Genomic DNA, 26,124 nt, shown 5'->3' on the forward strand with positions numbered 1-26,124 from the left:
CTAGCGGTCCCCTTTCCCCTTCCCATCCTGATCGGAGTCCTCCCCTGTGCCTGGAACCGGGTTCAGCGCGATGGCCTGCCGCTGAGGGGGGAGGAACGGCTCGGGGCGGGGAACTGGGCGGGTGTAGAGCTTGTCGTTGCCTGCCCTGGGGTCCCTCCCCTGCTGCTGCAAGGCGAAGCGCTCCCGGTCTCGCTGGCGGATGTCCTCCTCCACCTCCGCCACGCGCTCCGGAGACAGCCCCAGTCCCACGAGCGTGGCCCGCCCGAAGACGATGGCGCTCTCGAGGGTTTCCCGTAGCTGAAAATGCGCGCCGTGCTCCAGCAGCTCCAACGCGTGCACCCGGTCGTACGCGCGCACGTACACCTCCGCGAGCGGGAAGGACGTCCGGCATAGCTCCACGATGCGCGTGGCCGCCTCCTTGCGCTCCACGCACACGCAGATGAGCCGAGCCCGCTCCGCGCCCGCCGCGCGCAGCACGTCCAGCCGCGTGCCGTCACCGTAGTAGACCTTGAAGCCGAAGCGCTCGGCGGCCTCGATCATCTCCACGTCGTTGTCGATCGCGGTGACGTCCACTCCTTCCGCCAGCAGGAGCTGGCTGACCACCTGTCCGAATCGCCCGAAGCCGATGATAATCACGGAGCCGCGCGCACCATCGAAGCGCTCCTCTCGCTCAGGAGCCGCGCGCGTGCCGACGAGTAGGGGAACGAGCGCGGCCACCAGGGGCGTAAGCGCCATGGTGAGCGTCACGAGCGCGACGAGCAGCGTGGCCTGCTCCTGCTCCATCACCCCCGCGGCCACCGCGGTGGAGAACAGGACAAAGCCAAACTCGCCCCCTTGAGGCAGGAGCAGCGCGGTGCGGATGGACACCTCGTGCCCGTGACGCAGCAGCCGCATCAGCCCATACACCACCGTCGTCTTGATGACCGTCAGCGTCACCACCGCGCCGAGCAGCACGGCCCAGCTCCTCGCGATGAGCTGAAGGTCCACCGTCATGCCCACGGAGATGAAGAAGAGACCGAGCAGCAGCCCCCGGAAGGGCTCCAGGTCCGCCTCCAGCTCGTGCCGGTAGCTCGACTCAGCAAGCAACACGCCCGCGAGGAACGCACCGAGCGCCGAGGACAGCCCGACGTACGTCATCAGCGTGGCCGCCGCGATAACGATGAGCAGCGCGGCGGCCGTCATCACTTCGTGAGCCCCCGCGCTCGCGAGCACTCGGAAGAAGGGGCTGAGCAGATAGCGGCCCGTAAGCACTACCGCGGCCACGCCGCCCACCATCTTGGCCGCGGACAGCCACGCGGGGTCCCCTCCCTCCGAGTCCAACGGGGACAGCAGCGCCACGAGCGCGAGCAGCGGCACAATGGCCAGGTCTTGCAGCAGGAGGATGGCGAACGCCTTCTGGCCGTGGGGCTGCTGCACCTCACCACGCTCGCCGAGCAGCTGCATGACGAGCGCGGTGGATGACAAGGCGAGGCCCAGCCCTGCGATGAGCGAGGCCTTCCACGGGCGGTCCGCCACGAGGAGCGGGTAGAGCATGGTGAGCAGGCCGGAGAGGACAACCTGCGCAGTGCCAAGCACGAAGATGTCGCGGCGCATGGCCCACAGCCGCGAGAGGTTCAGCTCCAGCCCGATGATGAAGAGGAAGAGCACGACACCGAGCTCGGCGACGTGCATCACCGAGGTGGAGTCAGAGAGGAGCCCGAGCCCGAAAGGGCCGATGACGAGCCCCGCGGCCAGATAGCCGAGGATGGAGCCGAGGCGCAGCTTGCGGAACAGGGGCACGGCGACAACGGCCGCGCCAAGGAAGATGAGCGCCTGGAAGTAGACGGGAGCCTCGGGGCTGGCGGCCATGGCGAGTACCTGAAAGCGGGGAACGGCCCCCCTCCTAGTCCAATCGAGGGCCCCCGCGATAGGCGTCCCGGGTATCACCCCGGCATATTCCGAGTCTTCACGCGGGGTGAAAGGGCTCGACGGCGTGGTCGGGGGCCAGTGGACATCGAACGAGGCCGCGCGGCGCTCCGACCGAACTTTTGTCCAACTTGTCCGAACAATCGGACAAGTGGATGAAGAACGTGCCGGGGGGCGCTCCTTCTTTGACCCGATTCTCCCCGCTGTCACCTCAATACCGGCGAAGGGAGAGACATGTCTCCATCGATCGGAAGACCTTCGCGGCCAGCCGCATCCACCATCGCAGCTGGAACGCGCCTCCGCGGAGATGCGTGATGGACTCTCTCAATTCCCAGCCACTGGATTGACGTTCATTCTCAGGAGAATCCAACCGTGTCCTTCCACAAGCCAATGTCTCTCGTCGCCTCTTCGTGCATCTTCGCCCTCTCCCTGGTCGGCTGTAACGTGGGACCCGAGGAGTGGGAGGGAGAAGCGGCGGAGGAGCGGATGGGCGTCGAGCAGCAGGAGGTGTGCTCGCGCCCGGCGGATTACCTCTGGGAAGAGCCCGACTCCGCCAACGTCAAGAAGGCGCTCACGGTGGCCCGCGATCAGATCTGCAAGCCCGTTATCGCCGGCGGCTCGGGTCCGGATGGATTTGACAGCGTCGGTCTGCCCTACTTCGCCTACAGCCAGGCAGGCTTCAATGTGTCGCGTGTGAGCGTGTCAACCCTCAGCTCCTGGGGCCGCACCGTGCGTTTCGCGGAGCGTCGCCCGGGAGACCTCATCATCTATCGCTCCTGCGCCGCGGGGAACATCGCGCACGTGTCGATCTACATGGGCCACAACAAGAACACGGGCGCCCCTCAGGAGGTGGAGGCCCACATCTTGAACGGCAGCGTGCGCCTGTTCGATTCGAGCAACCCGTCGCCGTGCCTCATCGCCAGCTCCGTGGTCCGGGTCCAGGGCTGAGCCAGAAGCGACACGATTCACACGGTGGGGAGCGCCACAAGACGGGTGCTCCCCACCGGGGACGCGGGGCTAGTTCTTCACCAGCTCGAAGTGGTCGAACGCCGCCCAGTTGTGGGCGTTGGCATCGCTGTAGACCCCCACCCACTGCCCCAGCCAGACGTGGAGCCCTAACTGCCGCTGCTGCTCCGAGCTCATCCCCATGCTGGGGTAGTCCGGAGTCTGGAACAGCGGCTCGTTCTGAACGGTGATGTCGAATTTATCGCGAGCTCCCCTGTTCCAGCGCGTTTACCGGCTCTTCCTAACTCTTCCAACGTTCCACGGATTCGCTAGGATGAGCCAGGGCTGTATTGCCCGGCCGGAAAGTAATCCGGTCTCGCTGTTCCTCTTCCCCCCGGAGGCATCGTGAAGAACGAGAAGAACGAGAAGAAGAGCAAGGCCATCAAGGAGCTGTTCATCCAGGACCTCGCCCGCCTGCAGGGTGGCCGCGGCTACACGCCGGCCGAGAACGTGAAGGCGACCACCACCACCGCCTGTGGTGAGGAGCCGGGCGGCTGCGACTCGCTGTAGTCGCGGACGTCTCCCGCGGTACCAGGGCGAGGCCTTCAGGGCCTCGCCCGTGATAACCCAGAGGCGTGTCTCCCCTCTCCCGCCTCGCCGCCCCCTGGCGGCGCTACCCCATCCGACGCCAGCTCGAGGAGGCCGATTGCGGCCCCGCCTGCCTGGAGATGGTTGCCGCCTGGCATGGTGTCCGGCATCCGCCCGAGCTGCTGCGAGAATTGGCGCACGTGCGAGCTGGGGGCACCTCTCTGCTCGATCTGCTCACCGTGGCGCAGCAACTGGGCTGGAGCGCGCGCGGTGTGCAGGTGGAGGACCCCAGTGACCTGGAGGACGAGGAAGGCCGCGCGCTGCTGCCCGCCATCGCGCACTGGAACGAGGATCATTTCGTCGTCCTGTATGAGGTGAACGCACGTGAGGCCGTGGTGGGAGACCCCGCGGCCGGGCTGCGGCGCGTGCCTCGTGCACGGCTGGGCGAGCACTGGAAGGGAATCCTGCTGCTGCTCGAGCCCACCGAGGCGGTATTCCGCCCGGCGCAGCCGAAGGAGGAGGTGCGCCGTCCGTCCCCGTTGAGGCGCTTCGCACAGGGGCTGCTTCGCTACCGAGCGCTGCTGGCGCAGGCGCTGCTGGCCACGCTGCTGCTGCAGGGGCTCGCACTCGCGCAGCCCTTTCTCTTGCAGCGACTGGTGGACCGGGCAGTGGCTGGGAGGGCGGTGCCGCTGCTGGGGACCATCGGTGTGGCGCTCGCGGGGGTGATCGTCTCGCAGGCCGTGGCCATAGTGGCCCGTGGTGCCGCGCTCTTCTGGCTGTCGGGGCGCTACTCGACGCTGCTGCTGACGCGCTTCTGGGAGCGGCTCCTGATGCTGCCGCTGTCCTTCTTTGCCCGACGCCACCGGGGAGACCTGCTGCGGAGGCTGGGGGACCACCAGCGCATCCGCCGCGTACTGCAGGGCACGTCCGCCTCGGTGCTGTTGGATGGCTTGATGCTGGTGGGCTACGGGGCGCTGCTGCTGCGCTATGGCGTGGGCATCTTCACCATCTTCCTCGCGAGCACCGCAACCTACGTGGGGTGGACCCTGTGGGTGCTGCCCCGGCGCACCGAGTTGGACACCGAGCGTTTCCGGGTCGGGGCCGAGACCCAACGATTGGAGATGCAGATGCTCTCGGGCATCCAGACGCTCAAGGCGTGCGGCGCCGAGCGGCAGTTGCGTACCGCCTGGGAGCGGCTCCAGGCGCGCGACCTGGAGGCCAGCCACCGGTTGTGGCGGCTGGACACCCTGCACCAGGCCGGCACCCTCTTCGTGGGACAGGCCATGTTCGCGGGCATCCTGCTGTACGAGGCCTGGCTGGTCATCTCTGGAACGCTGACGCTCGGGCAGATGGTGGCCACCACGGCGGTGCTCGGCCTGGTGCTCGCGCCGTTGCAGAACCTCGTCAGCTTCGTGAGGGACTTGCAGGAGGTGGGGCTCTCGCTGCGCCGGGTAGATGTCGTGCACGAGGTGGAGCCCGAGCCGCTCGAGGACGCGGAGCGCGCGCCTCCTGCCCTGGAGCGTGCACCAGAGATCCGGCTGGAGCACGTGACGTTCCGCTACGGCTCGCCTCACGAGCCGCCCACACTGGAGGACGTGAGCTTCACGCTGCCCGCGGGGAAGATGACCGCCATCGTGGGTCGCTCGGGGGCGGGAAAGAGCACGCTCTCCCATCTCCTGTCCGGCCTCTACCGACCCCAGGAGGGGCGCATCCTGTATGACGGCCGGCCCCTGGAGGAGTTGCCACTGGCGGGCCTGCGTCGCTCCGTGGCCTATGTCTTCCAGAAGACAGACGTCTTCGATGGCACGCTCGCGGAGAACATCGCGCTTGGGGACCCGGAGCCGGACCGGGAGCGGGTGCTCCACGCGGCGCGCACGGCCTGCCTGGGAGACCTGCTCGGGCTGCCTCGCGGGTTGGAGACGCGCATTGGCGAGGCAGGCGTACGTCTGTCGGGGGGCGAGGAGCAGCGGCTGCAACTCGCGCGTGCCCTCTATCGCGATCCACGCGTGCTCTTCCTCGACGAGGCAACGAGCCACCTGGATGCCTCCACCGAGCGCGCCATCACCGAGTCGCTCCAGCGCGAGGCCGCCGGCAGGACTCTGGTGGTGGTGGCCCACAGGCTCTCCACTGTGCGCCGAGCGGACCACATCGTGGTGCTAGAGCGAGGACGCGTGGTGGAGCAAGGCTCTCACGCGGAGCTGCTGGCCCTCGAGGGAGGCGCCTACCGGCGGCTCGTGGAGGATCAGCTGGAGGGCTGAACCCATACATTCGATTGTAATCAAGAGAACGAAGACCTCGTCCTCAAGGGCAGACATCTCGAGGAAATTCGAGCCTCACGCGCTGACATGTCAGCGCGCGTGTTGACACGTCAATGACATGTCAGCACACTCGACTTTCCTAGAATCCCGGGGGTTCAACGAAACGAGAAGGCAGGGTCCTCCCCGGGCCAGCAACAGGGGGGAGTACCATGTCAAGAATTGCCGCACTCGCACGAGTCATGCGGGCACTAAAATGCCCTCAAAGACACTCGGCGTCCGCACGCCTGACCCCCTCCTGGGCACCCACCTCGACGAGGAGCTCGAGTGGCTGGGTTACGAATGAGGAGGCTGCACCATGTCCCGAGTGTTCCGCATCCATCCCGCAGTGGGTATCGCCCGGGTCGGTCACCCCGAATCCGAGTTCTTCATCGGCCCCGAGCAGCCCGGTGTGGCGCCCAACCCCGCTCCGGCCACGGGGCGCGTCCTGCCCTTCAAGGACGCCCAGGGCCGCGTGAAGCGTCAGGCTGCGCGCTTCCGCGTCTGGGAATACGAGGGGTGCTGTGGCCTCCTCTACCCAAAGCGGGAGATCACCCTGTCCACGGCCAACATTGTTGCCATCCGTTGGACTGTCCATCTGGCCAACCGTAAGGCCAGCTGCTTCCAGTTCGACGGGCAAGACGGCACTACTGGCAAGTGGTTCGACCCAGGCCCGCGCATCATCTCCGGCGTCAGGCAGAGCTCCGTCCGGTTCGACAACCCCAACCCAGAGATTCCCATCAAGTTCCTTGGGGAGCTGCGCACGGACGAGGCCGGCCACCTGCTGGTACTCGGCGGACACGTCAACAACGACACGTGGCTTGGTGACATGGCCGACGGGCCCGTGAGCGCTGTCATCGTGGTGCGCAACGAGAACGGCTACGCAGAGGAGATTGCCGCGGACCCCGCCTGGTGCCTGGTGGGTCCGCCCGACTTCGCGTCGTCCGTGGCTAACATCGTCCGGCTCTCCGACACGATGTGGGACGTCGCCGTGCGCAAGCTCCCTCTTTCGCCTGACAACGGCACGTTCCTCCAGGGACGACTCGCCGAGCTCAAGGCGCAGAAGGAGGACTGGAACGAGGCGACGAAGTCCTTCAAGAACTACAAGCCCTCGTTCAAGCGGGAGATCCAACCCCTGCTCGAACGCGCGCTGCTCGCACGCCAGGTCCACAACCCCGATTCGACTGGGACGAAGGTCGATCCCAAACAGATGCCCAAGGCGCTGGGCGACGAGGCCTTCACGGGCAAATCCACGCAGTTCATGAGCCTCACCCACGTCCAGTACGCACTGCTGCGGCAGTGGAAGGACGGGAAGTTCCTCGAGGACTGGGACGGCAAACCGGAGGCTCCTCCGACCCCTGGCGTCTTCACGCCGGAGGGGCTCGACTTCGCGGCGCTCGACAACTGCGCGGGAGGGCCCTTCTTCCCGGGCATCGACGTGAGCTGGCTCATCCGCCACGAGAATGTGTACGCGGAGCCGTTCCGCATCAAACACGGCGCGCGCGTCTTCCCGGACCTCATGCCCATTGGCCCGGGCTTCTTCTCGCAGCAGATGGCGCTGCCCTGGCAGGCGGACTTCTACCCCAGTGAGAAGCTCGGCCCGGAGCGTCTCGAGCAGGACGCGCAGAGGCAGAAGAACGGGTCGACGCTCGGCTTCATCCTCAAGGAGGGCGAGGAGTACTTCGAGGCCAAGGTGGGGGAGTCCGTCAAATGAGGCCCGCGCGCCAGTACGCCGTCATCGTGGTCGGAGGGGGCGTGGCGGGGACAACCACCGCCCTCGCCCTGGCTCGGGAAGGCATTCCGGTCTGTGTCCTCGAGCGGACGCAGTACGACCGGTGGCGACCCGGGGAGACGCTCTCCCCACTGGCGCACGCGGAGCTGCTGCGCCTGGGTGTGCCTCTGCCCGAAGCCGGTGAGGACCTCATCCCCTCTCATGGCATCGAGGCGGTCTGGGGCTCCGAGCATCCCCAGTTCCACCCGTTCATCACCAACCCCTATGGGGGTGGCTGGCACGTGGACCGCCAGCGCTTCGACGCGCTGCTGGCCCACCACGCGGAGGCGCATCAGGTCCCCATCCTGAGGCTCACCTCCGCCGTGTACATCGAGCGGGGCCCGGGCGCGTGGAACGTCCACGCCAACGCTCCTTCCGGGGAGTTGAACCTCACCTGCGAGCGGGTCGTGGATGCAACGGGGCGGGCCTCCTCCATCGCACGGCAGTGCGGCGTGCGGCGGCACCAGGTGGACGCGTTGTGCAGCGTGTCCGTTGTCCTCACGCAACCAGAGAGGCTGGAGCAGACGCTGCTCGTCGAGTCCACCCCGCTGGGCTGGTGGTACGCCGCGCCCCTGCCCGACCAGCGGGTCATTGTCTCGCTCCTCAGCGATGCGGATCTGCTCGCGCTCGCAGGTGCATTCCGGCCCTCTGGGTGGCTCGCGCTGCTGTCCGCCACGCGGTACATCCGGGAGCGCCTGGGGACGCTGCCGGAGGACCTCCGGCTCCACGTGCGTCCATGCGAGACCAGCAGCCTCGAGCGCTCCGCTGGAGAGCACTGGCTGGCTGTCGGAGACGCCGCGTCGGGGCTCGACCCCTTGTCCTCAGGTGGCATCCTCAAGGCACTCCGCTCCGGACACAGAGCTGCCGCGGCCCTCCGTGCGGCCCAGGAAGGAGACAGCACGGCGCACCAGCAGTACGCGGAGGCCCAGTCCTCCGAGTTCGCGCGGTACCTGGAGGCACGCCTCGGCCACTACGCCACCGAGCGCCGCTGGCCGGACGAGCCCTTCTGGCGGCGACGGATGGAGGAGCCCGCCGCCACCGCGGCCTGAATGCCATTCAAAGACAAACCTCGAACCCAGAGAACAATCCCATGATTCTTGGCATTGGACCGGACAACACCCTCCTGATGAGAAGGACCGTGCAGGCGCCGTGGGAGAAGCTGGGCTCCTGGCCACCTGCCCTCGCGGCCATGACCGTGCTGCGCAACGGCGTCATCCTGGGCATTGGAAAGGACACCACGCGCTGGAAGCAGGAGCTGAGTGGAACCTACAAGCAGATTCCCCTCAGCCAGGCGGTGAAGGGTGCTGCCACGCTGAAGGACGGGACCCTCGTCGCCGTGGGCCTGGAGAATGCCCTCTGGACCCGCGCCACCCTTTCCAGTGCCTGGGTCCAGGTGCCTCACAGTGCTCCGGTGGTGAGCGTCGCGGCGTACCCCGTCGCCTGCGACCCCTGAGGCCGGTCCATCAGGACTTCAGCTTGTACCCCGTCTTGAAGATCCACCACACGCCCACGAGGCACAGGGAGAGGAACCCCAGGGTCATGCCGACGCTGACGACCACGTTGACGTCGGAGGCGCCGTAGAAGCTCCAGCGGAAGCCGCTGACCAGGTACACCACGGGGTTGAACAGGGTGATCTTCTGCCAGAGCGGCGGCAGCATGTTGATCGAGTAGAAGGCACCGCCAAGGAAGGTCAGCGGGGTGACGACGAGCAGCGGGATGACTTGCAACTTCTCGAAGCCGTCCGCCCAGACGCCGATGATGAAGCCGAACATGCTGAAGGTCACCGCGGTGAGCAGCAGGAAGAGCACCATCCACAGCGGATGCTGAATCTCATAGGGCACGAACACCCGGGCCGTCGCCAGGATCAGCGTGCCCAGCATCACTGACTTGGTGGCCGCGGCACCGACGTAGCCGATCACCACTTCGACGTAGGACACCGGCGCGGACAACACCTCGTAGATCGTGCCGGACCACCTCGGCATGTAGATGCCGAACGACGCGTTGGAGATGCTCTCGTTCAGCAGCGACAGCATCAGCAAGCCGGGGATGATGAAGGCCCCATAGCTGACACCGTCGATCTGCCCCATGCGCGAGCCAATCGCCGAGCCGAACACCACGAAGTACAGCGACGTGGACAGCACCGGCGAGGCGATGCTCTGCATCAACGTGCGGAAGGTACGGGCCATCTCGAACCGATAGATGGCGCGGATCGCATACAGGTTCATGACTGGGCCCTCACCAGGCTGACGAAGATGTCCTCGAGCGAGCTCTCGCTGGAGTGCAGGTCTTTGATGCTGATGCCGTGCTCGCCCAACCTCTGCAGCAGCGTCGCAATGCCGGTCTCCTCGACCTGGGAGTCGAAGGTGTAGACCAGGGTCGTCCCTGCGTTAGACAGCTCGAGCGGAAGCCCCACCAGTGCCTCGGGGATACGCTCCAACGGATGCTGCAGCGTCAAGGTCAGCTGCTTCTTGCCGAGCTTGCGCATCAGCACCGCCTTGTCCTCCACGAGGATGAGCTCGCCCTTGCGGATCACCCCGATCCGGTCGGCCATCTGCTCGGCTTCTTCGATGTAGTGGGTGGTCAAGATGATGGTCACCCCGCTCTCACGCAGGCGGCGCACCATCTGCCACATGTCATGGCGCAGCTCGACGTCGACCCCCGCGGTGGGCTCGTCAAGGAACAGAATCTGTGGCTCGTGCGACAGCGCCTTGGCGATCAGCACCCGGCGCTTCATGCCGCCGGACAGCGTCATGATCCGGGCGTCCTTCTTGTCCCACAGCGACAGGTCGCGCAGCACCTTCTCGATATAGGCCGGATCGCGGGGCTTTCCGAACAGGCCGCGGCTGAAGTTCACCGTGGCCCAGACGCTCTCGAACGCATCGGTGGACAGCTCCTGCGGCACCAGCCCGATCTTGGACCGGGCCGCGCGGAAGTCCGTCAAGATGTCATGCCCGTCGGCCAGCACTGTGCCTCCGCTCGGGTTGACGATCCCGCAGATGATGCTGATCAGCGTGGTCTTGCCGGCCCCGTTGGGGCCCAGCAGGGCGAAGATCTCCCCACGCTTTATCTCCAGGTTGATGGATTTGAGCGCCTGGAAGCCCGAGGCGTAGGTCTTACTGAGGTTCTTGACGGAGATGACCGGCTGCACGAGACACCCTTCACCGAAGGCAATGAAGCGTGACCGTACCCGAACCCGCGCGGAATGACGCTCACAACTCCATCTAGCAAGCCACCTTCCCGAGCCGCTCCGCACGCAGCCGGTCAATGAGCTCGCGCGCCTGGGCCTCCGAGGCAACGAAGTGGACCTTGGTCAGCGCGCTCGCATCCGTGCGCCCGGTCAGGTGCATCGCGAGGGCAATGCCCTTGGACACGGCCCTGTGCAGCAACCGCGCTCCGATGTAGATGGTGCCTAGAATCCACTCTGGCTGGATATGCTCGCTGAGATAACGCCCCCCCTCGAGCTCCAGGGTCGTGGCCTCGCTCAAATCCGCCACGATGAGGATAGGCTGTTGCTGGCCCACACGGACGGAGAGCACCTCCCCTCCCGGATGTGCTGTGCTCAACGTTCGAGCCATGCACGCCGAGCGCACGAGCAGGCGCCAGTCACCGTGGTCTCTGCTGTAGCGAAGGGCCCATGGCTGCTCTGATTTGGGAGGATGCCCAAGCTCCTCGGGTGAGAAATACCGAGACTCCCACGCCCTCCCTGGACACGGTGAGCTGGAAGGTGGCGCCCGACCGTGAGCTGCGCCACCTGCGCACCCTCCACCCCTCCCGCGAGGAGCTTCAAGCACTCCGGCAGTCGCTCGGTCTCCATCAGAGCCTGCTGCACCAGCTCCAGGACCCGGACTTCGCGCCCGGGGCTGTCGAGTTCCCCCGCCAGCTCCTCGTCCGCCTCAACGTCCCGGAGACCAACGAGGAGGGAACCCTGCGGTGGGAGCGGCTGGACGTGGTGCTCACCGATGACGCCGTGCTCACCGCGGAGGCCCGTTCCCTTCGGCCCGTGGAACAGGCTCGCGCACGATTCCTCCGCCATGACCCTCCCGGGGGCACGGATCGCTTCCTCGCGGCGCTCGTCGAGGAGGTCGTAGACGGCTTCGACGCCATATGGAGAACCCTCCGGAAGGAGCTGGAAGGGATGGAGGCACCGGGTCCGCGGGCCTCCGCGGGTGCCCTGGTCGCCATGGGCAAGGCCCAGACGGAGATGACCGAGCTGCTGCGCGGCCTCCAGGCGGCCCGCGAGTGTCTGGCGCAGCTCGCGTATCGAGGCTTCCAGCGCATCGGGAAGGTGGCCGCCGCCGAGCTGCTCGCCTCACACGACCGGCTCAAGGGCCTGACGAACACCGTGGAGCAGGTCCTCGAGCGCATCTCCGGAATCACCGAGGAGACCTCGAGCCCCACCGAGGAGCTGAGCGCCGAATCACCGGAGGTCATCGACACCGCCATTGCGCTCGGCGAGCGGCGGCTCCACCGGATGACAATGGCCCACGCGATGACGGCGCTCATCGGCGGATTGGCCGTGAGCTTCGGCGCGGTAGCCATGGCCTGGACGGCCGGACCGTGGAGCCACGTGATGGAGCACAATCAAGTGCACTTGCTGGGCTCGCTCGCCTTCCCCATCGGCTTCATCATCCTCCTCGTGGGCAAGGGCGAGCTGTTCACCGAGAACTTCTTCATCCCGGTCACCGGGCTGATGAGCGGCCGGGGGAAGGTCCGCGACCTGCTCGTGTTGTGGGGCTCCACGCTGGCCTTCAACCTCGTGGGCGCGGTGGTGTTCGCGTTCCTCGTCTCACGTCCGGGCGTCATTGCGGACGGCGCGAAACACTTCCTCGTGCAGCTCGCGCACGACAAGGTCTTCGTGCCCTGGTCCACGGCCTTCATGAAGGCTGTCTTCGCTGGGTGGCTGATGACAGTACTCACGTGGCTGTTGCTCGCGGCACGCGGGCAGGGCTCGCGGCTGTTCATCATCTGGATGATGGGCTTCCTCATCGCGGCCGGACACTTCAACCACGTCGTCATCTCGGCGGCCGAGGTCTTCATGGCCATGGGCCTGGGCGCGCCCGTGTCGGTGCGGCAGTGGGCGTGGATGAACTTCCTGCCCGCGCTGCTGGGCAACCTCGTGGGCGGCCTCGTCTTCGTGACGCTGCTCGGCTACGTTCAGGCGCACTCGCTGCGGCGCAGCGAAAGGCGGATGCATGACGTCCTCCGCCGTCGTGGGACGCAACACTGAGGTGTCACAGGATGAAACCGCTGTTCCGCTCGGTCCACCATGTCGCGCTCATCTGCTCGGACTATGCGCGCTCCAAGGCCTTCTACACAGAGCTCCTGGGCCTTCCGATCATCCGGGAGGTGCATCGTGCCGAGCGGAACTCCTTCAAGCTGGACCTGCAGTTGGGTCCGGGGATTCAGCTCGAGCTGTTCTCCTTTCCGAATCCGCCGCCTCGTCCCACCCGACCCGAGGCCTGCGGTCTGCGCCATCTGGCTTTCACGGTCGCGGACATCGACCCGGTCATCGCACACCTGAAGGCTCACGGAATTGAAACGGAGGAGGTCCGCGTCGATCCGCACACCGGCCAGCGCTTCACCTTCTTCAGGGACCCGGATGACCTGCCGCTGGAGCTCTACGAGGACGTAAGGGGTAACACGACCCCTTGACGTGTCCCCGTGCCCGGTTGCTTAGTGCTCCCCCGCCAGCACGAGGCTGAGGACTGACCCTCAGTGGTGCTGTGCAAGAGGGGGTAGTCCTTCCGTGTCTTCCATTCGTGCATCCCAGCTATCCCGAGGACCACTGCGCCTCGGGCTGCCTTTGCTCGTGGCCATCTTGACGACGGCCGTGGGTTGTCCGGCTCCGAAACCCGAGTGCGTCTACAACTCGGATTGCGAGGGCTCGAACGTGTGCAGGAGTGGCACGTGCGTCCCGGAGTGCAAGAGCAACGTCGACTGCGAAGAGGGTTACGCCTGCACCGACCAGCGCTGCGTCCACCAGGATACCGGTGACGCCGGGCACGATGCGGGAGTCCAGGGCTGCATCTACAACTCAGACTGTACCGAGCCGCACCTGTGCCTGCAGGGCGTGTGTCGCGCCGAGTGCATCCAGACGGTGGACTGCGCGGAAGGATACGTCTGCCAGGAGTTCCGGTGCGTCCGGAACAATCCCGGTGACGGCGGCTCGGATGTTCCGGACGGCGGCTCGGATGTTCCGGACGGCGGCTCGGATGTTCCGGACGGCGGCTCGGATGTTCCGGACGGCGGCTCGGATGTTCCGGACGGCGGCTCGGATGTTCCGGACGGCGGCTCGGGGCCTCGGCCTCCCGATCCCAGCGATCCGAACAACGCCACCAAGGACACGGACTGCGATGGTCTGAGCGACAAGGTCGAGTTCGAGACGGATCGGGGCAGTGGCAAGCACACCGACCCCGGCCTGGCGGATACCGATGGGGATGGACTCCAGGATGGGCTCGAGCTGGGCATCGACCAGCCGGTGACGGGAACCCACTGCACCCTGCCGAAGGACGCCGATACCGCACTGAAGACGAACCCGGTCAACGCGGACACGGATGGCGACGGTCTGTGGGACGGCGTGGAGGACGCGAACAAGAACGGCAAGGTGGAGGGCACCGAGACCCACCCGCTGCTCAAGGACACCGATTGTGACGGACTGGTCGATGGCCCTAACTCCGGAAGCGTGAAGGGCGAGGACCAGAACGCCAATGGAAGCCGGGAGGCCAGCGAGACCGATCCGCGCCAGGCGGACACCGATGGTGACGGCATCGTGGACGGAGTGGAGCGGGGCGTCACCACCCACCCGGACGCGGCGAAGTGCACCCACTTCCTCCCAGACATGGACCCCGGCACGACCACGGATGCGACCCAGCCGGACACCGATGGGGACGGGGTGAGCGACGGAGTCGAGGACAGCAATCAGAACGGCAGGGTGGATCCGGGTGAGTTGGACCCCAACAACGGCGGCGACGTGACGGGTCCGGTCGCTCAGGTATGCACCGCCGACAACCTGCGCCCCGTGACCTTCCGCTCCGAGAGCGGGCCGGATATCAAGCTGGCACTGCCGCCCACCTTCACGGAGGTCACCCAGATCAAGTCGGGCGCCGAGGTGAAAGGTCTGGTCGGCTACGACAGCACGTCGAAGATCGCCTTCCTGGCCTTCCGCACCACCCCGCCCGCGGGCGCCATGGATCCGCTCGGAGACGAGGAGGCACTGCGGCCCGCCATCGCGTCCAAGGGCGCCCTGAGCAACCGCACCGCCCAGCTGTTCAAGACCTGGGAGGGCTTCGACGCCGTGCAGGCCTTCTATGATCAGGACGGCACGACCACGGACCTCAAGCGCCGCACGGATCAGTTGGTGGACGCCCTGGTGCCGGGCAGCACGGGCCGCCTCAGCAGTACGGCGGCGGGGATCACGGGCAACTTCCGCCTCCAGACGCTCTTCGTGCACCGCTCGGCCCAGAGCCTCGTGGTGCTCATCGCGGTGGCGCCCCTGGCGAGCGTGACGGGTGACAACCGCGGTACGCCCGCGGCCTTCTCCGCGAAGGATCTCTCGGATGGCTCCGCGCTCGCCCAGTTCGGCGAGCCCACGGCGGTACGGTGCGAACGCTTCACCCTCCCGACGTCCAAGGTGGACTTCCTCTTCGTCGTGGACGACAGCGGCTCGATGATGACCTCACAGATGTCGCTGGCCGCCACCGCCCAGTCCGCGGTGAACGCGCTCAATGCCTCGTCGCTGGACTGGCGCATGGCGCTCGTCACCTCGAGCTACCACACGGTCTCCTCGAGCACAGGCAACATGGGCAAGTTGCGGCAATTCACCCGCAACGTGAACAAGGTGAAGGCCTGGCTCACGGAGAACAGCACGTGCTCGAGCACCCTCGGGGGAACGTGCAGCGTGGTCCCCACGACGCCCGAGCCCGCAACCTGCCCCGGCAGCACCTCCGAGGGTACCAACGGCGGCTGCTGGGTTGGCATCGGCGGTAATGGCTCGGAGGGAGTGCTCGGCGCGGCTCGCAAGGCCATCGACGACCTGACGCCGGGCACCGCCCCGGGAGCCCCCGAGTCCAGTCTCAAGGCGCGCCAGGATGCCACCCTCGTGGTCGTGCTGCTCGGAGACGCGGATGATCAGACCACTGGCTACACCTCGGTCGCCACCAACTGCGGTTCAGGGGGTAACCCGGACATGGCCGGCAGTTCCTGCGAGAGCGTCGCGAACTTCGTGAGGTTCTTCGGAGACAACTCGCTGGTACCGCCTACCAACAAGACGGGCAAGCAGATCACCGTGCACGGCATCGTGTGCCCATCCGGCCAGGCCTGCGGCTGCGCCACGGGAAGCTGCGACCTGTCCAACAGCAGCCGTGAGTTCAACCCGCAGCCCGTGGGCGGCATGTCCAGGCAGCGCCACGCAGTGGTGGTCAACGCCTCGGGTGGCGTGCTCGGCTCCATCCTCGATACCGCCTCCATCAAGGCCTCCATGGAAGCGATCATCGCCGATGCCATCGGTAACGCGGGCTACAAGACCCTCGAGCCGCCCATTGGCGCGTCCATCAAGGTGGCCATGGGCAACGTGCTCGACCCGGCGGTCTGCACGGCGAGCAACAACATTCCGCGCAGCACGGTCAACGGCTTCGACTTCGACGGCAACGCGCGCACCCTCTCCTTCTTCGGCGCCTGCCGTCCCGCGAGCGATACGACCCAGGTGGCGGTGTCGTACCGGCACTGGGTGGACTCGGTAAAGGCACCCAACGGCGTCATTCCCTGCGAGAACGACCCGAACTACAGCCCGACCGAGCCGGACCACTGTGAAGGCCCCAGGCTGGAGTGCGGGGCCTCGGGCACCCAGTGCGTCTGTAAGCCCGATTGTGGTGGGACCTGCGGCGCGGGTACCCGGTGTGACATGACGCTCTGCGCCTGCACGCCGTAATCCGTTCAACAGGTGCGCTGGATCGCGGACCGGGGCGCTACAATGCCGCCCCGGTCTTGGGAGCGAATATGAACGCGGTCGAAATCGTGCGGGTCCTGTGTGTCATCCTCTTCGCCGCGGTCGCGCTCGTGAGCGTGATTCAGCGGCGAAGGTGGCACGCCTGGCTGCGCGACATCGAGCCGGTGCTCGCCAAGCACCGTGTCACGCTCTCGGACGACGGCAAGTACCACTGGGTCGCGACATCAGACGCCGCCCCGGACATCGTGGTTGAAGGCTACGACGAGCTCGCCCTGCCACCCGGGGCGGACTCCGAGAAGATCGAATCGAAGACGAGCACGCGGTTGAAGATGCCGCTGCCGGGCGGCGGACTGCTGATGATCCCCCCCGATATCGTCGAGAAGCTCCTGGGACCGATGCCTCCCGTGCCGCGCGTTCGCACGGAGGATGCACGGTTCGACGAGGCGCTCGCGACGTTCGCTCAGAATGGCACCCTCCCGCAGTGGCCGGGCGGCGAGCTCTTCCCCTCTGCCATGGACCGCGCCTTCCTGCTGACCCACCGGCTGCGCTGGCTGCGGTGGAACGACGACCAGTTCGAGGCGGCCTTCGAGCCGCGCATGCCGGGCGAGGCGGTGCCGCTGCTCGCCTTCGCCCTCGCGCTGCGCAAGCGGCAGAGTGGGCGCGGGGTGCCGACCCCCGTGCCTGACGAAGTGTCGCTCCCTCCTCAGCCCGCGGCCATCAACCGGAACACGATCGGGGTCATCGTCATTGCCGCGTTCTTCCTGGCGTTCTTCTCGTGGCTCGCCCCCGCCACCATCGGCCCGCTCAATGACGTGGTGTCCCAGCATGTCTGCGGCATCGAGGGGCTCCAGTACCACAGTGAGGGCGTGCAATGTCCGAACGGGCGGGACGTGACCGAGGCCGCTCTCGCCGCCGGCGCATCCATCGGGCTCCTGCTGGTCCTCTCGGTGCGGTTCCTGACAAGCCTGTTGCGGTCACTCCATCCCGAGGAACGCCCGGTGGCATAACGCGCAGCTGTCAGGAAATCAGGCAGGTCATCGTCTAGGCGCGGACGAAGACCCCAGCAGCCATCCTTGACGCCAACAAGGAGACGTCCCCTCATGACGGTCAGGCTCTATCTCGAGGACTCGTACCAACGTGAGTTCAACGCGGAGGTGCTCGAGAGCGCAGATGGATGGTGTGTCCTGTCACGAACGGCCTTCTACCCAGGTGGCGGCGGGCAACCCTGTGATCGCGGCCACTTGAGCCTGGAGGGAGACACCGTCGCGGTCTCCGAAGTCCGAGAGGACGACGCGGGCCGCATATGGCACCGCACCGAGCGGGAGCTCGCGGCGGGCCAGGCCGTACGAGGAACCCTCGACTGGTCCTACAGACACGCCCTGATGCGTCATCATGGCCTGATGCACGTCGTCAATACGGTCGCGCGCCAACACTTCGGCGGCGTCATCACGGGCGTGCAGCTCGGCCCCGAGGAGTCACGCATCGACTTCAAGCTGACCGGCTTCACGCGTGAACAGATTCCCGACCTGGAGAGCCGCGTCAATGACGTGCTCCAGAACAGCCACACCGTCACCTCCTCGGTCATCAGCGAGGAGGAGTTCCGCAGCCGGCCCGAGCTCATCCGCACCCTGAATGTCCTCCCACCGATCGTGGAGGGGAAGGTGCGGATCGTTGAGATCGCAGGGTTCGATGCACAGGCCTGCGGCGGAACGCACGTGCACTCGATGCGCGAGATTGGCCAGGCGCGCATCAGGAAGTTCGACAACAAGGGCAAGGACAACAAGCGCTTCTATTGGACGCTGACGGCTCAGTGAGGTGGCGGGGTTTCGATGCGGCAGATGCTCGACACGTCCAGCCCTCGCGCACGTGCCCAGGCCCGCACCGCCTCGTCGAGCCGGGCCGCGCTCGCAGCATCGGCGCGAATCACCGGCTCCAACGCCCAGCCTGGCGGCGCGTTGCCGGAGTAGCCGTTGAGGGTGGGCACTCCCCGCTCGAAGGAGGCCCACATCGCGTCGATCTGGTACTTCCAGGAGGGTTCGTTCCCTCCGGCCGGGCTGTAGAGGAAGCTCTGGCAGCCGGACCCCACCTGTCCCGCCACCCACTGGACGTCCGCGCGCGCGGCCGCCACGTCAAAGGTGCTCCCGCTCTGGCCCTGCTCGAGCAGACACACACTCCCCAGCAGCGCCGCCACCCAGGCCTTTCCCTCTCGTGCCTGGCGCGACAGGAAGAGGGCCAGTCCCACGGAGGCGGGGAGCAACATCCAGACCCCCATCCGACAAACGGCTCGCACCGCGTTGGCGCCCGGGACGCCGTGGAACACCAGCCACCAGGGCATCAGGCCCCCACGGTAGCGCGTGGCGATCAGGACGGTGACGAGCACCACCCCCATCAACAGCCGGGCGACCGGACGCTGCCGGGCGTGCCACAACCCCGCCCCCGCGAGCACCAGCGTCAGCACGCCCAACCCCATCCGGTGCTCCCCTTCCACGGGAATGCGCGCGAAAGTCTTCAGCCGGCCCGTCCACCCGTAGAGCCAGTTGGTGTCACCCATGTGGAACCAGGTGGCGAAGCGGGGCACCATGCCCTCGGCTTCGCCGAAGGAGCGCAGCCCCACCTCCCGCGCCGCGGCCAGGCTGTGCTGGACGAGCGGCAGCAGGGCCATGACCCCCACCACTCCCCAGAGGAGAAGCGCCGGTCCGTGAGTACGCAGGCCCTGGAACAACTTCGCACGTGTGTCGGGGAAGCCGAGCGCGACGAGTGCCGTCAGGGCGAGGAAGAAGCCCAGGAACCATCCCCAATAGAAACCGGCGTACAGCTGCGCCACACAGGCGGCCACCAGCAGCGCGGCCCATCCGGCTCCAGCCCGGCGTGAGGTCTCCGGGCGAGCCAGGGCGAGGAGCGCTCCCACCGCGAGCACGCTGTAGAACTGCGGCAGCAGCTGGGGGTGGTTGGCCTGGTTGATGCGCGAGGACCCCGCGGCGAAGAGCACCGCGCCCACCATCGCCGCGCCCGAGGACGCTCCCACCCCCTTGCGCAAGAGCCACAGCGCCGACAGGAAGTTCAGTGAGGTGACGGTGAATGCCCAGAACTGGAAGGCCCTGTCCGGTGACATGCCCACGGCACGCCAGACGGCATACAGCGGCAACACGCCCTGCAGCGGATCCGAGTAGGCAGTCGTGTTGGCGGCCGGGTGGAACATGGGCGCGTCCCAGAAGCGCGCGTGAGCGGCGTCACCTCTCAGGTAGCGGAAGCCATGCTCGAGGACGTAATGCACGAAGCGCGCATCGCCCTCGTCCCCGTGGGTGACCCGCAGGCCCGACAGCAACACCGCATGGTGCGCCAGCATCAGCGCCAACGCCCAGCCTACGAACCCCCAGAGCAGCGGGGAGCTCAGAAGAGAGGGAGAGGCAGGAAGGCGGGAGGGAGAAGTCGACATGACGGTTGCGCGCGCCGCGAGTGAAGCGTCCGATGAATCTTTCGACAGGGTCGGGTTGCGCATGCTCCGCGGTGACGGAGCCTTCGAGGATCGCCCCTATACCCTCACCCTAGCCCTCTCCCAGAGGGAGAGGGGACATCCACGGACCCCACTAGCACAGCGCGCACGGGACTGCCCAGCGTTCGAACTCCTCCCCTCCCCTCCCCTTCCCTTGTCTCAGTCGAGGAAGAAGTCCGGTAGCGGCTCCGTACCAGGCTTCACCAGGTACTTCGCGAAGTCCGTCACTCCGGCCTCACGCAGCAGGTCCTCGTCGATGAAGAAGTTGCCGGTGCAGGTGCGGCTGTCGCGGGTGAGGATGGCGTGGGCTGCATCCGCCATGATCTCCGGGGTGCGGCTGGCCTGCATCATCTCCTCGCCGCCGATCATGTTGATGGCCGCCGTCGCAATGACGGTGCGCGGCCAGAGCGCGTTGAAGGCCACTCCCCGGTCACGGAACTCCTCGGCCATCCCGAGCACGCACATGCTCATGCCGTACTTGGCCATGGTGTAGGCCACGTGGTTCTGGAACCACTTCGCCTTCATGTTGAGCGGGGGCGAGAGCGTGAGGACGTGCGGGTTCTTCGCCTTCAGGAGCTCCGGGAGGCACGCCTGGGTCGTGGCGTAGGTGCCTCGCACGTTGACGCCAAACATCAGGTCGAACTTCTTCATCGGCGTCTCCAGCGTGCCCGTCAGGCTGATGGCGCTGGCGTTGTTCACGAGGATGTCGATGCCGCCAAAGCGCTCCACCGCCTGCTTCACCGCAGCCTGGAGCTGGTCCTCGAAACGGATGTCCACCGTCAGGGGCAGCGCCTTGCCGCCCTCCTTCTCAATCTCCTCGGCGGCCGAGTAGATGGTGCCGGGCAGCTTCGGGTGGGGCTCGGCCGTCTTGGCGGCGATGACAACGTTGGCGCCGTCTCGCGCCGCGCGCTTCGCGATGGCCAGGCCGATGCCCCGGCTCGCGCCGGTGATGAACAGGGTCTTCCCCTTCAGCGTGTTCACAGTGGGTCCTTTCTCCCGGGGCCCTGTCGGAGCCGCGGGCCATACCCCTGCGTACTTCGTCCCGCCGGGGAGCGCCAGCGCCACGGACAGGGTCAAGCCGTGGTTTGATGCCGGGCGCATGCCCACCGAGTACACATGCAGCGCCTGCACCCTGAAGGTCACGCTGGGCTCGTTCCATTCCCACGACGTCTCGGATGGCTACGGGGGGTCCACCCTGCTGATGTGCGTGCAATGCGGCGCGCAGCATTCGATCCGGATCGCGATCGGTCCGGAGGCACGCGCCTCGATGATGCGACCCCGGGTGTTCTGGGACGTCGTCCTCACCGATGCGGGCGAGCACCGGGTCAAGGTCATGCATGCGCTCCACCATGCGCTCAAATGCGGGCTCCATGAGGCGATGGCCCTGGTGCGCTCGCTCCCCGTGAAGATCGGGGAGAGGCTCTGGGAAGACCAAGCGAACCAGCTCAAGAAGCGGCTGGAGACGGCCGGCGCCCGGGTCAGCTTGCTGAGCGAGCCGATGCAGGACGTCATCGAGCGGTACCGTCCGGTCCCCAGGCCGCTCCCCATGAGCGATGTCCACCTGTCCGAGGTCGGGCCGAACCGGACACAGGTCATGTACATCATCCACAAGGTGACCCGGTGCGGTCATGAGCGGGCCCAGGCCCTGGTCCGTGAGGCTCCGGTCCAGCTCGGGTATGTGCTCGAAGGGGAGCAGGCGGCCCAGCTCGTGCTCGAGTTGGAGACAGTCGGCGCCAAGGCCCACCTGACCGACCCTCCCCCACCCGAGCCCCCGGAGGCCCGCGACCACATTGGCCCGTACATCCCCCAGGCGCAGGACGAGCTGTCCGTGGGCATCCCAACGCCTGACGGAGGCATGGAATGGCAGCCCTGTCAGGTGCTCGGAGAACGGCAGGGGCCAGCCGGCCGGATGGAGCTGCAACTCCAACAATGCGCCCGCTGCCATGCACAAGGAGCACTCGTCTCGAAGCTGCCCGCAGACGTGAATCCCTGCCCGGGATGCGGCGGTCAGCAGACGCTCAACATGACGGGTGGCTGGATTACCTAGCGCCGAAGCTCAGGGCGGTGTGAATGAGCGCCACGTGGCTGGAGGTGTGAGGGAAGGCGCCCAGGCCGCGTCGGCGGTGAAGGTTGTACGCCTCGGGGAGCAGCCCCACGTCGTTGCGCACGAGCAACAACCGCTCGAAGAGCGCCTGGGCCTCCTCGCGCCTGCCGCTGCGTTGCAGGCAGTCCGCCAGCCAGAAGCTGCACGGGAGCGAGATGCCGCTGTCGCGCGCGGAGCTCCGGCGCACGAAGTCTCCTTCACTCAGCTCCCGCTCAATGGCCTCCACGGTGCCACGCACACGCGCGTCCTCCGGAGGCAGGAAGCCCTCCAGGGGGATGCGCAGCAACTGCGCGTCGAGCCCTCTGTTCCCGCCCTTGTACTCTTGGACAAAGGTGTTGCGGTTCGCATCGAAGCCCTCGCGGCACACCTCGGCATGGATGTCCGCGCGCAGCTGCTTCCAGCGCTCCACCGGCGCGTCCAGGCCGAAGCGCGCCGCGCTCGCCAGCGTCCGGTCCACCGCCACCCAGGCCATCACCCCGGAGAGCGTGGAGGGAGGGCTCTCGGGTGCGCGCTTCCAGGCACCTTCCAGGTGCTCGAGCAGCGCCCGCTGGAGAGACCACATGTCACCGCTCGGAGGCAGCCCCAGGCGCTCGGCCTCGTGGAAGCAGTCCATCACCTCGCCGAGTGTCTCGAGCTGAAGCGTACGCTCGGCCCGCTGGCCGATGCGCACCGGCGCGTTGCCCTCGTAGCCAGGAAGCCAGAGGAGTTCCTGTACCGGAAGGCGACGCTCGCCGGCCACCCCATACACCGTCTGCACTTCCTCGGGCTCGCCCGCCACGGCCAGCACCAGCCAGTCGCGCCAGGCGCGGGCTTCGTCCAGGTAGCCCGCGTCCAACAAGGCCTGGAGTGCCAGGGTCGCGTCACGCAGCCAGCAGTAGCGCGCATCTCCCCCGGCACCTCCGGGCAGTGAGGTGGTGGGGGCCGCCACGATGCCGCCGGTGGGCGAGTACGTGAGGGCCTTGAGGGTGATGAGCGAGCGTTGGACGTGCTCGGCCCAGGGTGTGGTGGCGGGGAGGCGCGAGGACCATGCCTTCCACCACGCCTCCGCATCGTCGGCGGCAGACAGTCCGTCAATGGCGCGCGGCACGGTCTGGTGCGAGGGGAACCAGGAGAGCACGAAGGGAACGCGCTCCCTCGGGTTGACGGGGAAGTCCGCGGTCAGGACCCCCTGGCTGCGCCTCAATGCAACGGAGGTGTTCAAGGCCACGCCATCCGGGCCAGCCTTGGCGACAACCTGGTTGTCACCGAAGCGCAGCCAGGGGGTCCGGTCGCCGTAGCCAAAGCGGACGGCCAACTCCATGCGCATGGGGACAGTGCCCGAAAGGCCTTGCACCACGCGGACGAGATCGGGCTCGGCGCCGCGAGGGGGCATGCAGTCCACCACGCGTACCGAGCCGTAATCCGTCTCGAAGTCCGTCTCCAGCACGAGCGAGCCCGGGCGGTAGCGACGTGTCACCTTGCGGATGTTCCCCACGGGTGCGAGCAGCCACCGTCCGTGAGAGGCATCCCCGAGCAGCGCGGCGAAGCATGCATCCGAGTCGAAGCGCGGCCAGCACAGCCAGTCGATGGAACCATCCTTTCCCACCAACGCGGCACTCTGGGTGTCACCAATGAGGGCGTAGTCTTCGAGCGGCAGGGGCATGGGCAGGCTCCGCGGGCTTCGAGGTGGACCCGAGTGTAGCCCGGCCCGTCGAGCCGGCGACAGTTTGACACGGGCACGTTCATGGCCAGATTGAGGCTCATGCCCGGCCCCCTGCATCGCGTCGCTCGCTGGCTGAGGCTGGTGCTGGCGTTCCTCACGGTCGCCGGGGCCAGCGCGCCGGCGCACGCGCTGCCGACCGCCGAGTCCATTGTGGCGGTCTGGGTCGAGCGGTACGAGCCCTCGAGGCCACGTCCGGCAGTCGAGGCCCCCGCATCCCGGGTGCGTGAGGCCACGGCTCCCACGCGGGTCCACGCACAGGCGGCACGCCCGGGCCCTGTTCACGAGGCGCGCACCGCGGGTCCGCCGCGCCGCCTCTTCCTCCTGCATCGCGCGCTCCTCCACTGAGCCTTTCCGAGGTCCGGTCCCTGGAAAGTCTTTCAGCTGGAGGAGTACGCCATGACCTTTCTTCCCAAGGCCGTGCGCACCTTCGTGCGCGCGAGCCTGCACTTCGTCTTTCGTGTGATTCGCCTTCTGTTCATCCTCGCACTGGTGGCCCTGCCCGCGCCTGTGACGGCCTGGGTGGTGATCATCCTGGAGCCACTCCGTCGTAACCTGCCGGCCGAGGTCCTTCGGCAGGAGCACCTGCCCCCGAAATGAGCGAGCAGCACGCGTGGGAGCGCTTCGCGTCGGGAGTGCTGTATACATGCGGGGTGTCCACCGAACCGCAGCTGGAGCAGAGCCCCCCGAGCGTCAATGAGGATTGGAACCCTCGCTTCCGGTTCTTCTTCTTGGCGCTCGGGTTCATCTGTGTCGGGCTCGGCATGCTCGGCGCATTCCTGCCGCTGCTCCCGACGACGCCCTTCATGCTCGTGGCGCTGTGGGCGTTCTCGCGCAGCTCGCGCCGCTTTCACCACTGGCTGTACACGCACCCGCGCTTCGGACCCCGACTCCAGGAGTGGCACCAGCACGGCATCGTGCCGGTGAAGGTGAAGCTCACCTCCCTCTCCGCGATGACGGCGAGCTTCCTGTTCATGGCGTTCGTCATGCGCGTGAAGTGGCACGTGCTCGCCATGTCCGGCTCGGTGATGCTCATTGGGGCGGTGTACGTGCTCAGCCGCCCCAGCCGGCTCCCCAAGTAGCGCGCTCTGGCGCCTGGCGCTAACGCAGCGAGCGGAAGAACGCGCGCACGTCCTCGAGGAACAGCTCCGGCGCCTCGACGGCCGCGAAGTGACCGCCGCGTGGCATCTCCGTGTACCGCCGCAGATTGAACCGCGCCTCCAGCCAGCCCCGAGGCGAGGTGAGGATCTCCCGGGGGAACGCCGCCACCCCTGTGGGAGCGCGAATGGGCGTGGTCAGGTCCACCTGTCGCAGGGCCATGGTCTCGAAGTAGAGGTTGGCCGCACTCGCGATGCTGTTGGGCGCCCAGTAGAACATCAGGTTCGTCAGCAGCCAGTCCTTGGAGAAGGCGCGCTCCACGTCTCCGCCACAGTCGCTCCAGGTGCGGAACTTCTCGACGATCCACGCGGCGAGCCCTGCCGGCGAGTCGGCCTGCGCGATAGCGAGCGACATCGGCTTGGTTCCCTGCACGTGGCTGTAGCCCGCCTCGGCCGCCTGCCAGGCCGCGGCCTTCTGGCCGAAGCTCTTGGCCTCCTCACTCTGTTCCACCCCAGGAGGAGGCGCGGCCAGGGGCATGTTGAGATGGATGCCCAGCAGGTGCTCGGCGTGCTTCGTTCCAAGCGCCATGGTGACGATGCTGCCCCAATCGCCGCCCTGCGCGCCGTAGCGGGAGTAGCCGAGCTCCTTGCGCATGAGCCGATCGAAGGCCGCGGCGATGCGAGCGGGATTCCACCCGGGCTCGCGAGGCTTGCCGCTGAACCCGTAGCCGGGCAGCGCGGGGATGACGACGTCGAACGCATCCGCCGGATTTCCGCCGTGTGCAGCCGGATCCGTCAAAGGGCCGATGAGGTGGTGGAACTCGTAGATGGACCCCGGCCAACCGTGGATGAGCAGCAGGGGGACGGGGGCGGGCCCCTTTCCCCGGACATGCCAGAAATGGATGTCGACTCCATCCACCTCGCAGAGGAACTGCGGATGGCGGTTCAGCTCGGCCTCGTGCTTGCGCCAGTCGTACTGGTGACGCCAGTACGTGCAGAGCTCGCGCACATAGGAGACATCGGCACCGCGCTCCCAGCCGCCGGGGAGCGGCTCCGGAAAGCGCGTCGCATCGAGGCGTCGGTGGAGATCCGTGAGAACAGCGTCTGAGACGTCAATACGGTAGGGACGAGGGGACATGGCGGCGCAGGCTAACGAGCGCCACGAGGGCGTGCATCGCTCATGCGCGAGTTGCGGAACAGACACCGAAGGGGTGTCAAACAGGCGGCGCTCTCCTCGTAGGCACAAGTCCCCGTGAGCGGTGGCGCCCTCTCAAGGCAAGCCGG

24 protein-coding genes are annotated in these 26,124 nt (G+C 67.1%); 15 read left to right on the forward strand and 9 right to left on the reverse strand.

All coding sequences use genetic code 11. The features are described 5' to 3' along the window. Entirely contained in the window at positions 1 to 1,848 is a 1,848-nt protein-coding gene (locus F0U60_RS41465) for a monovalent cation:proton antiporter-2 (CPA2) family protein (protein ID WP_395808272.1), read from the reverse strand. 429 nt (positions 1,849 to 2,277) lie between these two features. On the opposite strand from F0U60_RS41465, the gene F0U60_RS41470 reads away from it, so the two are divergent. Beyond that, positions 2,278 to 2,853, forward strand: coding sequence for a C40 family peptidase (locus F0U60_RS41470; protein ID WP_395808274.1), 576 nt, complete (start codon positions 2,278 to 2,280; stop codon positions 2,851 to 2,853). A gap of 69 nt (positions 2,854 to 2,922) precedes the next feature. On the opposite strand, the gene F0U60_RS41475 is transcribed toward F0U60_RS41470, so the two are convergent. Next, positions 2,923 to 3,054: a hypothetical protein gene (locus F0U60_RS41475; RefSeq protein WP_395808276.1), complete on the reverse strand. Its 132-nt coding sequence runs from the start codon at positions 3,052 to 3,054 to the stop codon at positions 2,923 to 2,925. Between the two features lie 201 nt (positions 3,055 to 3,255). Here F0U60_RS41475 and F0U60_RS41480 point away from each other — a divergent pair, with 201 nt between their 5' ends. The 5 genes from F0U60_RS41480 (at position 3,256) to F0U60_RS41500 (ending at position 8,956) form a co-directional block, all read left to right on the forward strand. Further along, entirely contained in the window at positions 3,256 to 3,420 is a 165-nt protein-coding gene (locus F0U60_RS41480; protein WP_395808278.1) for a hypothetical protein, read from the forward strand. A 65-nt stretch (positions 3,421 to 3,485) separates the two neighbouring features. Further along, the gene (locus F0U60_RS41485; protein ID WP_395808280.1) at positions 3,486 to 5,696 is read left to right on the forward strand and encodes a peptidase domain-containing ABC transporter; all 2,211 of its coding nucleotides are present in this window, start codon (positions 3,486 to 3,488) and stop codon (positions 5,694 to 5,696) included. 355 nt (positions 5,697 to 6,051) lie between these two features. After that, positions 6,052 to 7,446, forward strand: a complete 1,395-nt coding sequence (locus tag F0U60_RS41490) for a LodA/GoxA family CTQ-dependent oxidase (RefSeq protein WP_395808282.1) — start codon at positions 6,052 to 6,054, stop codon at positions 7,444 to 7,446. Further along, positions 7,443 to 8,552 (forward strand): FAD-dependent oxidoreductase, encoded by a 1,110-nt coding sequence (locus F0U60_RS41495; RefSeq protein ID WP_395808284.1) that lies wholly within the window; start codon positions 7,443 to 7,445, stop codon positions 8,550 to 8,552. The genes F0U60_RS41490 and F0U60_RS41495 overlap by 4 nt, the downstream gene beginning before the upstream one ends. 41 nt (positions 8,553 to 8,593) lie before the next feature. Continuing rightward, positions 8,594 to 8,956, forward strand: coding sequence for a hypothetical protein (locus tag F0U60_RS41500; RefSeq protein ID WP_395808286.1), 363 nt, complete (start codon positions 8,594 to 8,596; stop codon positions 8,954 to 8,956). A gap of 10 nt (positions 8,957 to 8,966) precedes the next feature. On the opposite strand, the gene F0U60_RS41505 is transcribed toward F0U60_RS41500, so the two are convergent. From F0U60_RS41505 to F0U60_RS41515, 3 genes are all read right to left on the reverse strand, one after another. Further along, positions 8,967 to 9,728 carry an ABC transporter permease gene (locus F0U60_RS41505; RefSeq protein ID WP_395808288.1) on the reverse strand — a complete coding sequence of 254 codons (762 nt, stop codon included), beginning with the start codon at positions 9,726 to 9,728 and terminating at the stop codon, positions 8,967 to 8,969. Continuing rightward, positions 9,725 to 10,651: an ABC transporter ATP-binding protein gene (locus F0U60_RS41510; protein WP_395808290.1), complete on the reverse strand. Its 927-nt coding sequence runs from the start codon at positions 10,649 to 10,651 to the stop codon at positions 9,725 to 9,727. Before F0U60_RS41510 ends, F0U60_RS41505 begins: the two co-directional genes overlap by 4 nt. 73 nt (positions 10,652 to 10,724) lie before the next feature. Continuing rightward, entirely contained in the window at positions 10,725 to 11,039 is a 315-nt protein-coding gene (locus F0U60_RS41515; RefSeq protein WP_395808292.1) for a hypothetical protein, read from the reverse strand. Between the two features lie 137 nt (positions 11,040 to 11,176). Between F0U60_RS41515 and F0U60_RS41520 the strand changes: the two genes are divergently transcribed. From F0U60_RS41520 to F0U60_RS41540, 5 genes are all read left to right on the forward strand, one after another. After that, positions 11,177 to 12,730 (forward strand): formate/nitrite transporter family protein, encoded by a 1,554-nt coding sequence (locus tag F0U60_RS41520; RefSeq protein WP_395808294.1) that lies wholly within the window; start codon positions 11,177 to 11,179, stop codon positions 12,728 to 12,730. A gap of 11 nt (positions 12,731 to 12,741) precedes the next feature. Beyond that, positions 12,742 to 13,155: a VOC family protein gene (locus F0U60_RS41525; protein WP_395808296.1), complete on the forward strand. Its 414-nt coding sequence runs from the start codon at positions 12,742 to 12,744 to the stop codon at positions 13,153 to 13,155. 157 nt (positions 13,156 to 13,312) lie between these two features. Further along, positions 13,313 to 16,429: an adventurous gliding motility lipoprotein CglD gene (gene cglD, locus F0U60_RS41530; protein WP_395808298.1), complete on the forward strand. Its 3,117-nt coding sequence runs from the start codon at positions 13,313 to 13,315 to the stop codon at positions 16,427 to 16,429. Between the two features lie 68 nt (positions 16,430 to 16,497). Continuing rightward, positions 16,498 to 17,454 (forward strand): hypothetical protein, encoded by a 957-nt coding sequence (locus tag F0U60_RS41535; protein ID WP_395808301.1) that lies wholly within the window; start codon positions 16,498 to 16,500, stop codon positions 17,452 to 17,454. Positions 17,455 to 17,547: 93 nt separating this feature from the next. Further along, positions 17,548 to 18,261 carry an alanyl-tRNA editing protein gene (locus tag F0U60_RS41540; RefSeq protein WP_395808303.1) on the forward strand — a complete coding sequence of 238 codons (714 nt, stop codon included), beginning with the start codon at positions 17,548 to 17,550 and terminating at the stop codon, positions 18,259 to 18,261. Here F0U60_RS41540 and F0U60_RS41545 read toward each other — a convergent pair. Then, a complete protein-coding gene (locus F0U60_RS41545; RefSeq protein WP_395808305.1) occupies positions 18,255 to 19,793 on the reverse strand; it encodes a hypothetical protein in 1,539 nt (512 codons plus the stop codon). The genes F0U60_RS41540 and F0U60_RS41545 overlap by 7 nt on opposite strands. Positions 19,794 to 20,099: 306 nt before the next feature. Then, the gene (locus F0U60_RS41550; protein ID WP_395808307.1) at positions 20,100 to 20,921 is read right to left on the reverse strand and encodes an SDR family oxidoreductase; all 822 of its coding nucleotides are present in this window, start codon (positions 20,919 to 20,921) and stop codon (positions 20,100 to 20,102) included. A 118-nt stretch (positions 20,922 to 21,039) separates the two neighbouring features. Between F0U60_RS41550 and F0U60_RS41555 the strand changes: the two genes are divergently transcribed. Continuing rightward, positions 21,040 to 21,987 (forward strand): ribosomal protein L7/L12, encoded by a 948-nt coding sequence (locus tag F0U60_RS41555; RefSeq protein ID WP_395808309.1) that lies wholly within the window; start codon positions 21,040 to 21,042, stop codon positions 21,985 to 21,987. Here F0U60_RS41555 and F0U60_RS41560 read toward each other — a convergent pair. Beyond that, positions 21,980 to 23,686: a glycoside hydrolase family 15 protein gene (locus F0U60_RS41560; protein ID WP_395808311.1), complete on the reverse strand. Its 1,707-nt coding sequence runs from the start codon at positions 23,684 to 23,686 to the stop codon at positions 21,980 to 21,982. The genes F0U60_RS41555 and F0U60_RS41560 overlap by 8 nt on opposite strands. Before the next feature lie 99 nt (positions 23,687 to 23,785). Between F0U60_RS41560 and F0U60_RS41565 the strand changes: the two genes are divergently transcribed. Genes F0U60_RS41565 through F0U60_RS41575 form a run of 3 tightly spaced genes read left to right on the forward strand, consistent with a single transcriptional unit; the run spans position 23,786 to position 24,825 of the window. Next, complete coding sequence (locus tag F0U60_RS41565) at positions 23,786 to 24,091, forward strand: hypothetical protein (RefSeq protein WP_395808313.1); 306 nt, start codon at positions 23,786 to 23,788, stop codon at positions 24,089 to 24,091. Positions 24,092 to 24,142: 51 nt separating this feature from the next. Then, positions 24,143 to 24,343 (forward strand): hypothetical protein, encoded by a 201-nt coding sequence (locus F0U60_RS41570; protein WP_395808315.1) that lies wholly within the window; start codon positions 24,143 to 24,145, stop codon positions 24,341 to 24,343. Continuing rightward, positions 24,340 to 24,825 (forward strand): YbaN family protein, encoded by a 486-nt coding sequence (locus F0U60_RS41575; protein ID WP_395808317.1) that lies wholly within the window; start codon positions 24,340 to 24,342, stop codon positions 24,823 to 24,825. The genes F0U60_RS41570 and F0U60_RS41575 overlap by 4 nt, the downstream gene beginning before the upstream one ends. A gap of 19 nt (positions 24,826 to 24,844) precedes the next feature. Here the strand turns inward: F0U60_RS41575 and F0U60_RS41580 are convergent, their stop codons facing one another. Then, entirely contained in the window at positions 24,845 to 25,978 is a 1,134-nt protein-coding gene (locus F0U60_RS41580) for an epoxide hydrolase family protein (protein ID WP_395808319.1), read from the reverse strand. Positions 25,979 to 26,124: the final 146 nt, after the last annotated feature.

The organism is Archangium minus (assembly GCF_044360475.1).
GTDB classification, from domain to species: Bacteria; Myxococcota; Myxococcia; order Myxococcales; family Myxococcaceae; genus Archangium; species Archangium minus.

Coding starts and splice junctions, on each gene's coding strand:
- F0U60_RS41465 (WP_395808272.1), bottom strand. CDS start 1,848: ATGGCCGCCAGCCCCGAGGCTCCCGTCTACTTCCAGGCGCTCATCTTC.
- F0U60_RS41475 (WP_395808276.1), bottom strand. CDS start 3,054: ATGGGGATGAGCTCGGAGCAGCAGCGGCAGTTAGGGCTCCACGTCTGG.
- F0U60_RS41490 (WP_395808282.1), top strand. CDS start 6,052: ATGTCCCGAGTGTTCCGCATCCATCCCGCAGTGGGTATCGCCCGGGTC.
- F0U60_RS41495 (WP_395808284.1), top strand. CDS start 7,443: ATGAGGCCCGCGCGCCAGTACGCCGTCATCGTGGTCGGAGGGGGCGTG.
- F0U60_RS41500 (WP_395808286.1), top strand. CDS start 8,594: ATGATTCTTGGCATTGGACCGGACAACACCCTCCTGATGAGAAGGACC.
- F0U60_RS41505 (WP_395808288.1), bottom strand. CDS start 9,728: ATGAACCTGTATGCGATCCGCGCCATCTATCGGTTCGAGATGGCCCGT.
- F0U60_RS41525 (WP_395808296.1), top strand. CDS start 12,742: ATGAAACCGCTGTTCCGCTCGGTCCACCATGTCGCGCTCATCTGCTCG.
- F0U60_RS41535 (WP_395808301.1), top strand. CDS start 16,498: ATGAACGCGGTCGAAATCGTGCGGGTCCTGTGTGTCATCCTCTTCGCC.
- F0U60_RS41540 (WP_395808303.1), top strand. CDS start 17,548: ATGACGGTCAGGCTCTATCTCGAGGACTCGTACCAACGTGAGTTCAAC.
- F0U60_RS41545 (WP_395808305.1), bottom strand. CDS start 19,793: ATGCTGGCGCACCATGCGGTGTTGCTGTCGGGCCTGCGGGTCACCCAC.
- F0U60_RS41555 (WP_395808309.1), top strand. CDS start 21,040: ATGCCCACCGAGTACACATGCAGCGCCTGCACCCTGAAGGTCACGCTG.
- F0U60_RS41560 (WP_395808311.1), bottom strand. CDS start 23,686: ATGCCCCTGCCGCTCGAAGACTACGCCCTCATTGGTGACACCCAGAGT.
- F0U60_RS41565 (WP_395808313.1), top strand. CDS start 23,786: ATGCCCGGCCCCCTGCATCGCGTCGCTCGCTGGCTGAGGCTGGTGCTG.
- F0U60_RS41570 (WP_395808315.1), top strand. CDS start 24,143: ATGACCTTTCTTCCCAAGGCCGTGCGCACCTTCGTGCGCGCGAGCCTG.
- F0U60_RS41575 (WP_395808317.1), top strand. CDS start 24,340: ATGAGCGAGCAGCACGCGTGGGAGCGCTTCGCGTCGGGAGTGCTGTAT.
- F0U60_RS41580 (WP_395808319.1), bottom strand. CDS start 25,978: ATGTCCCCTCGTCCCTACCGTATTGACGTCTCAGACGCTGTTCTCACG.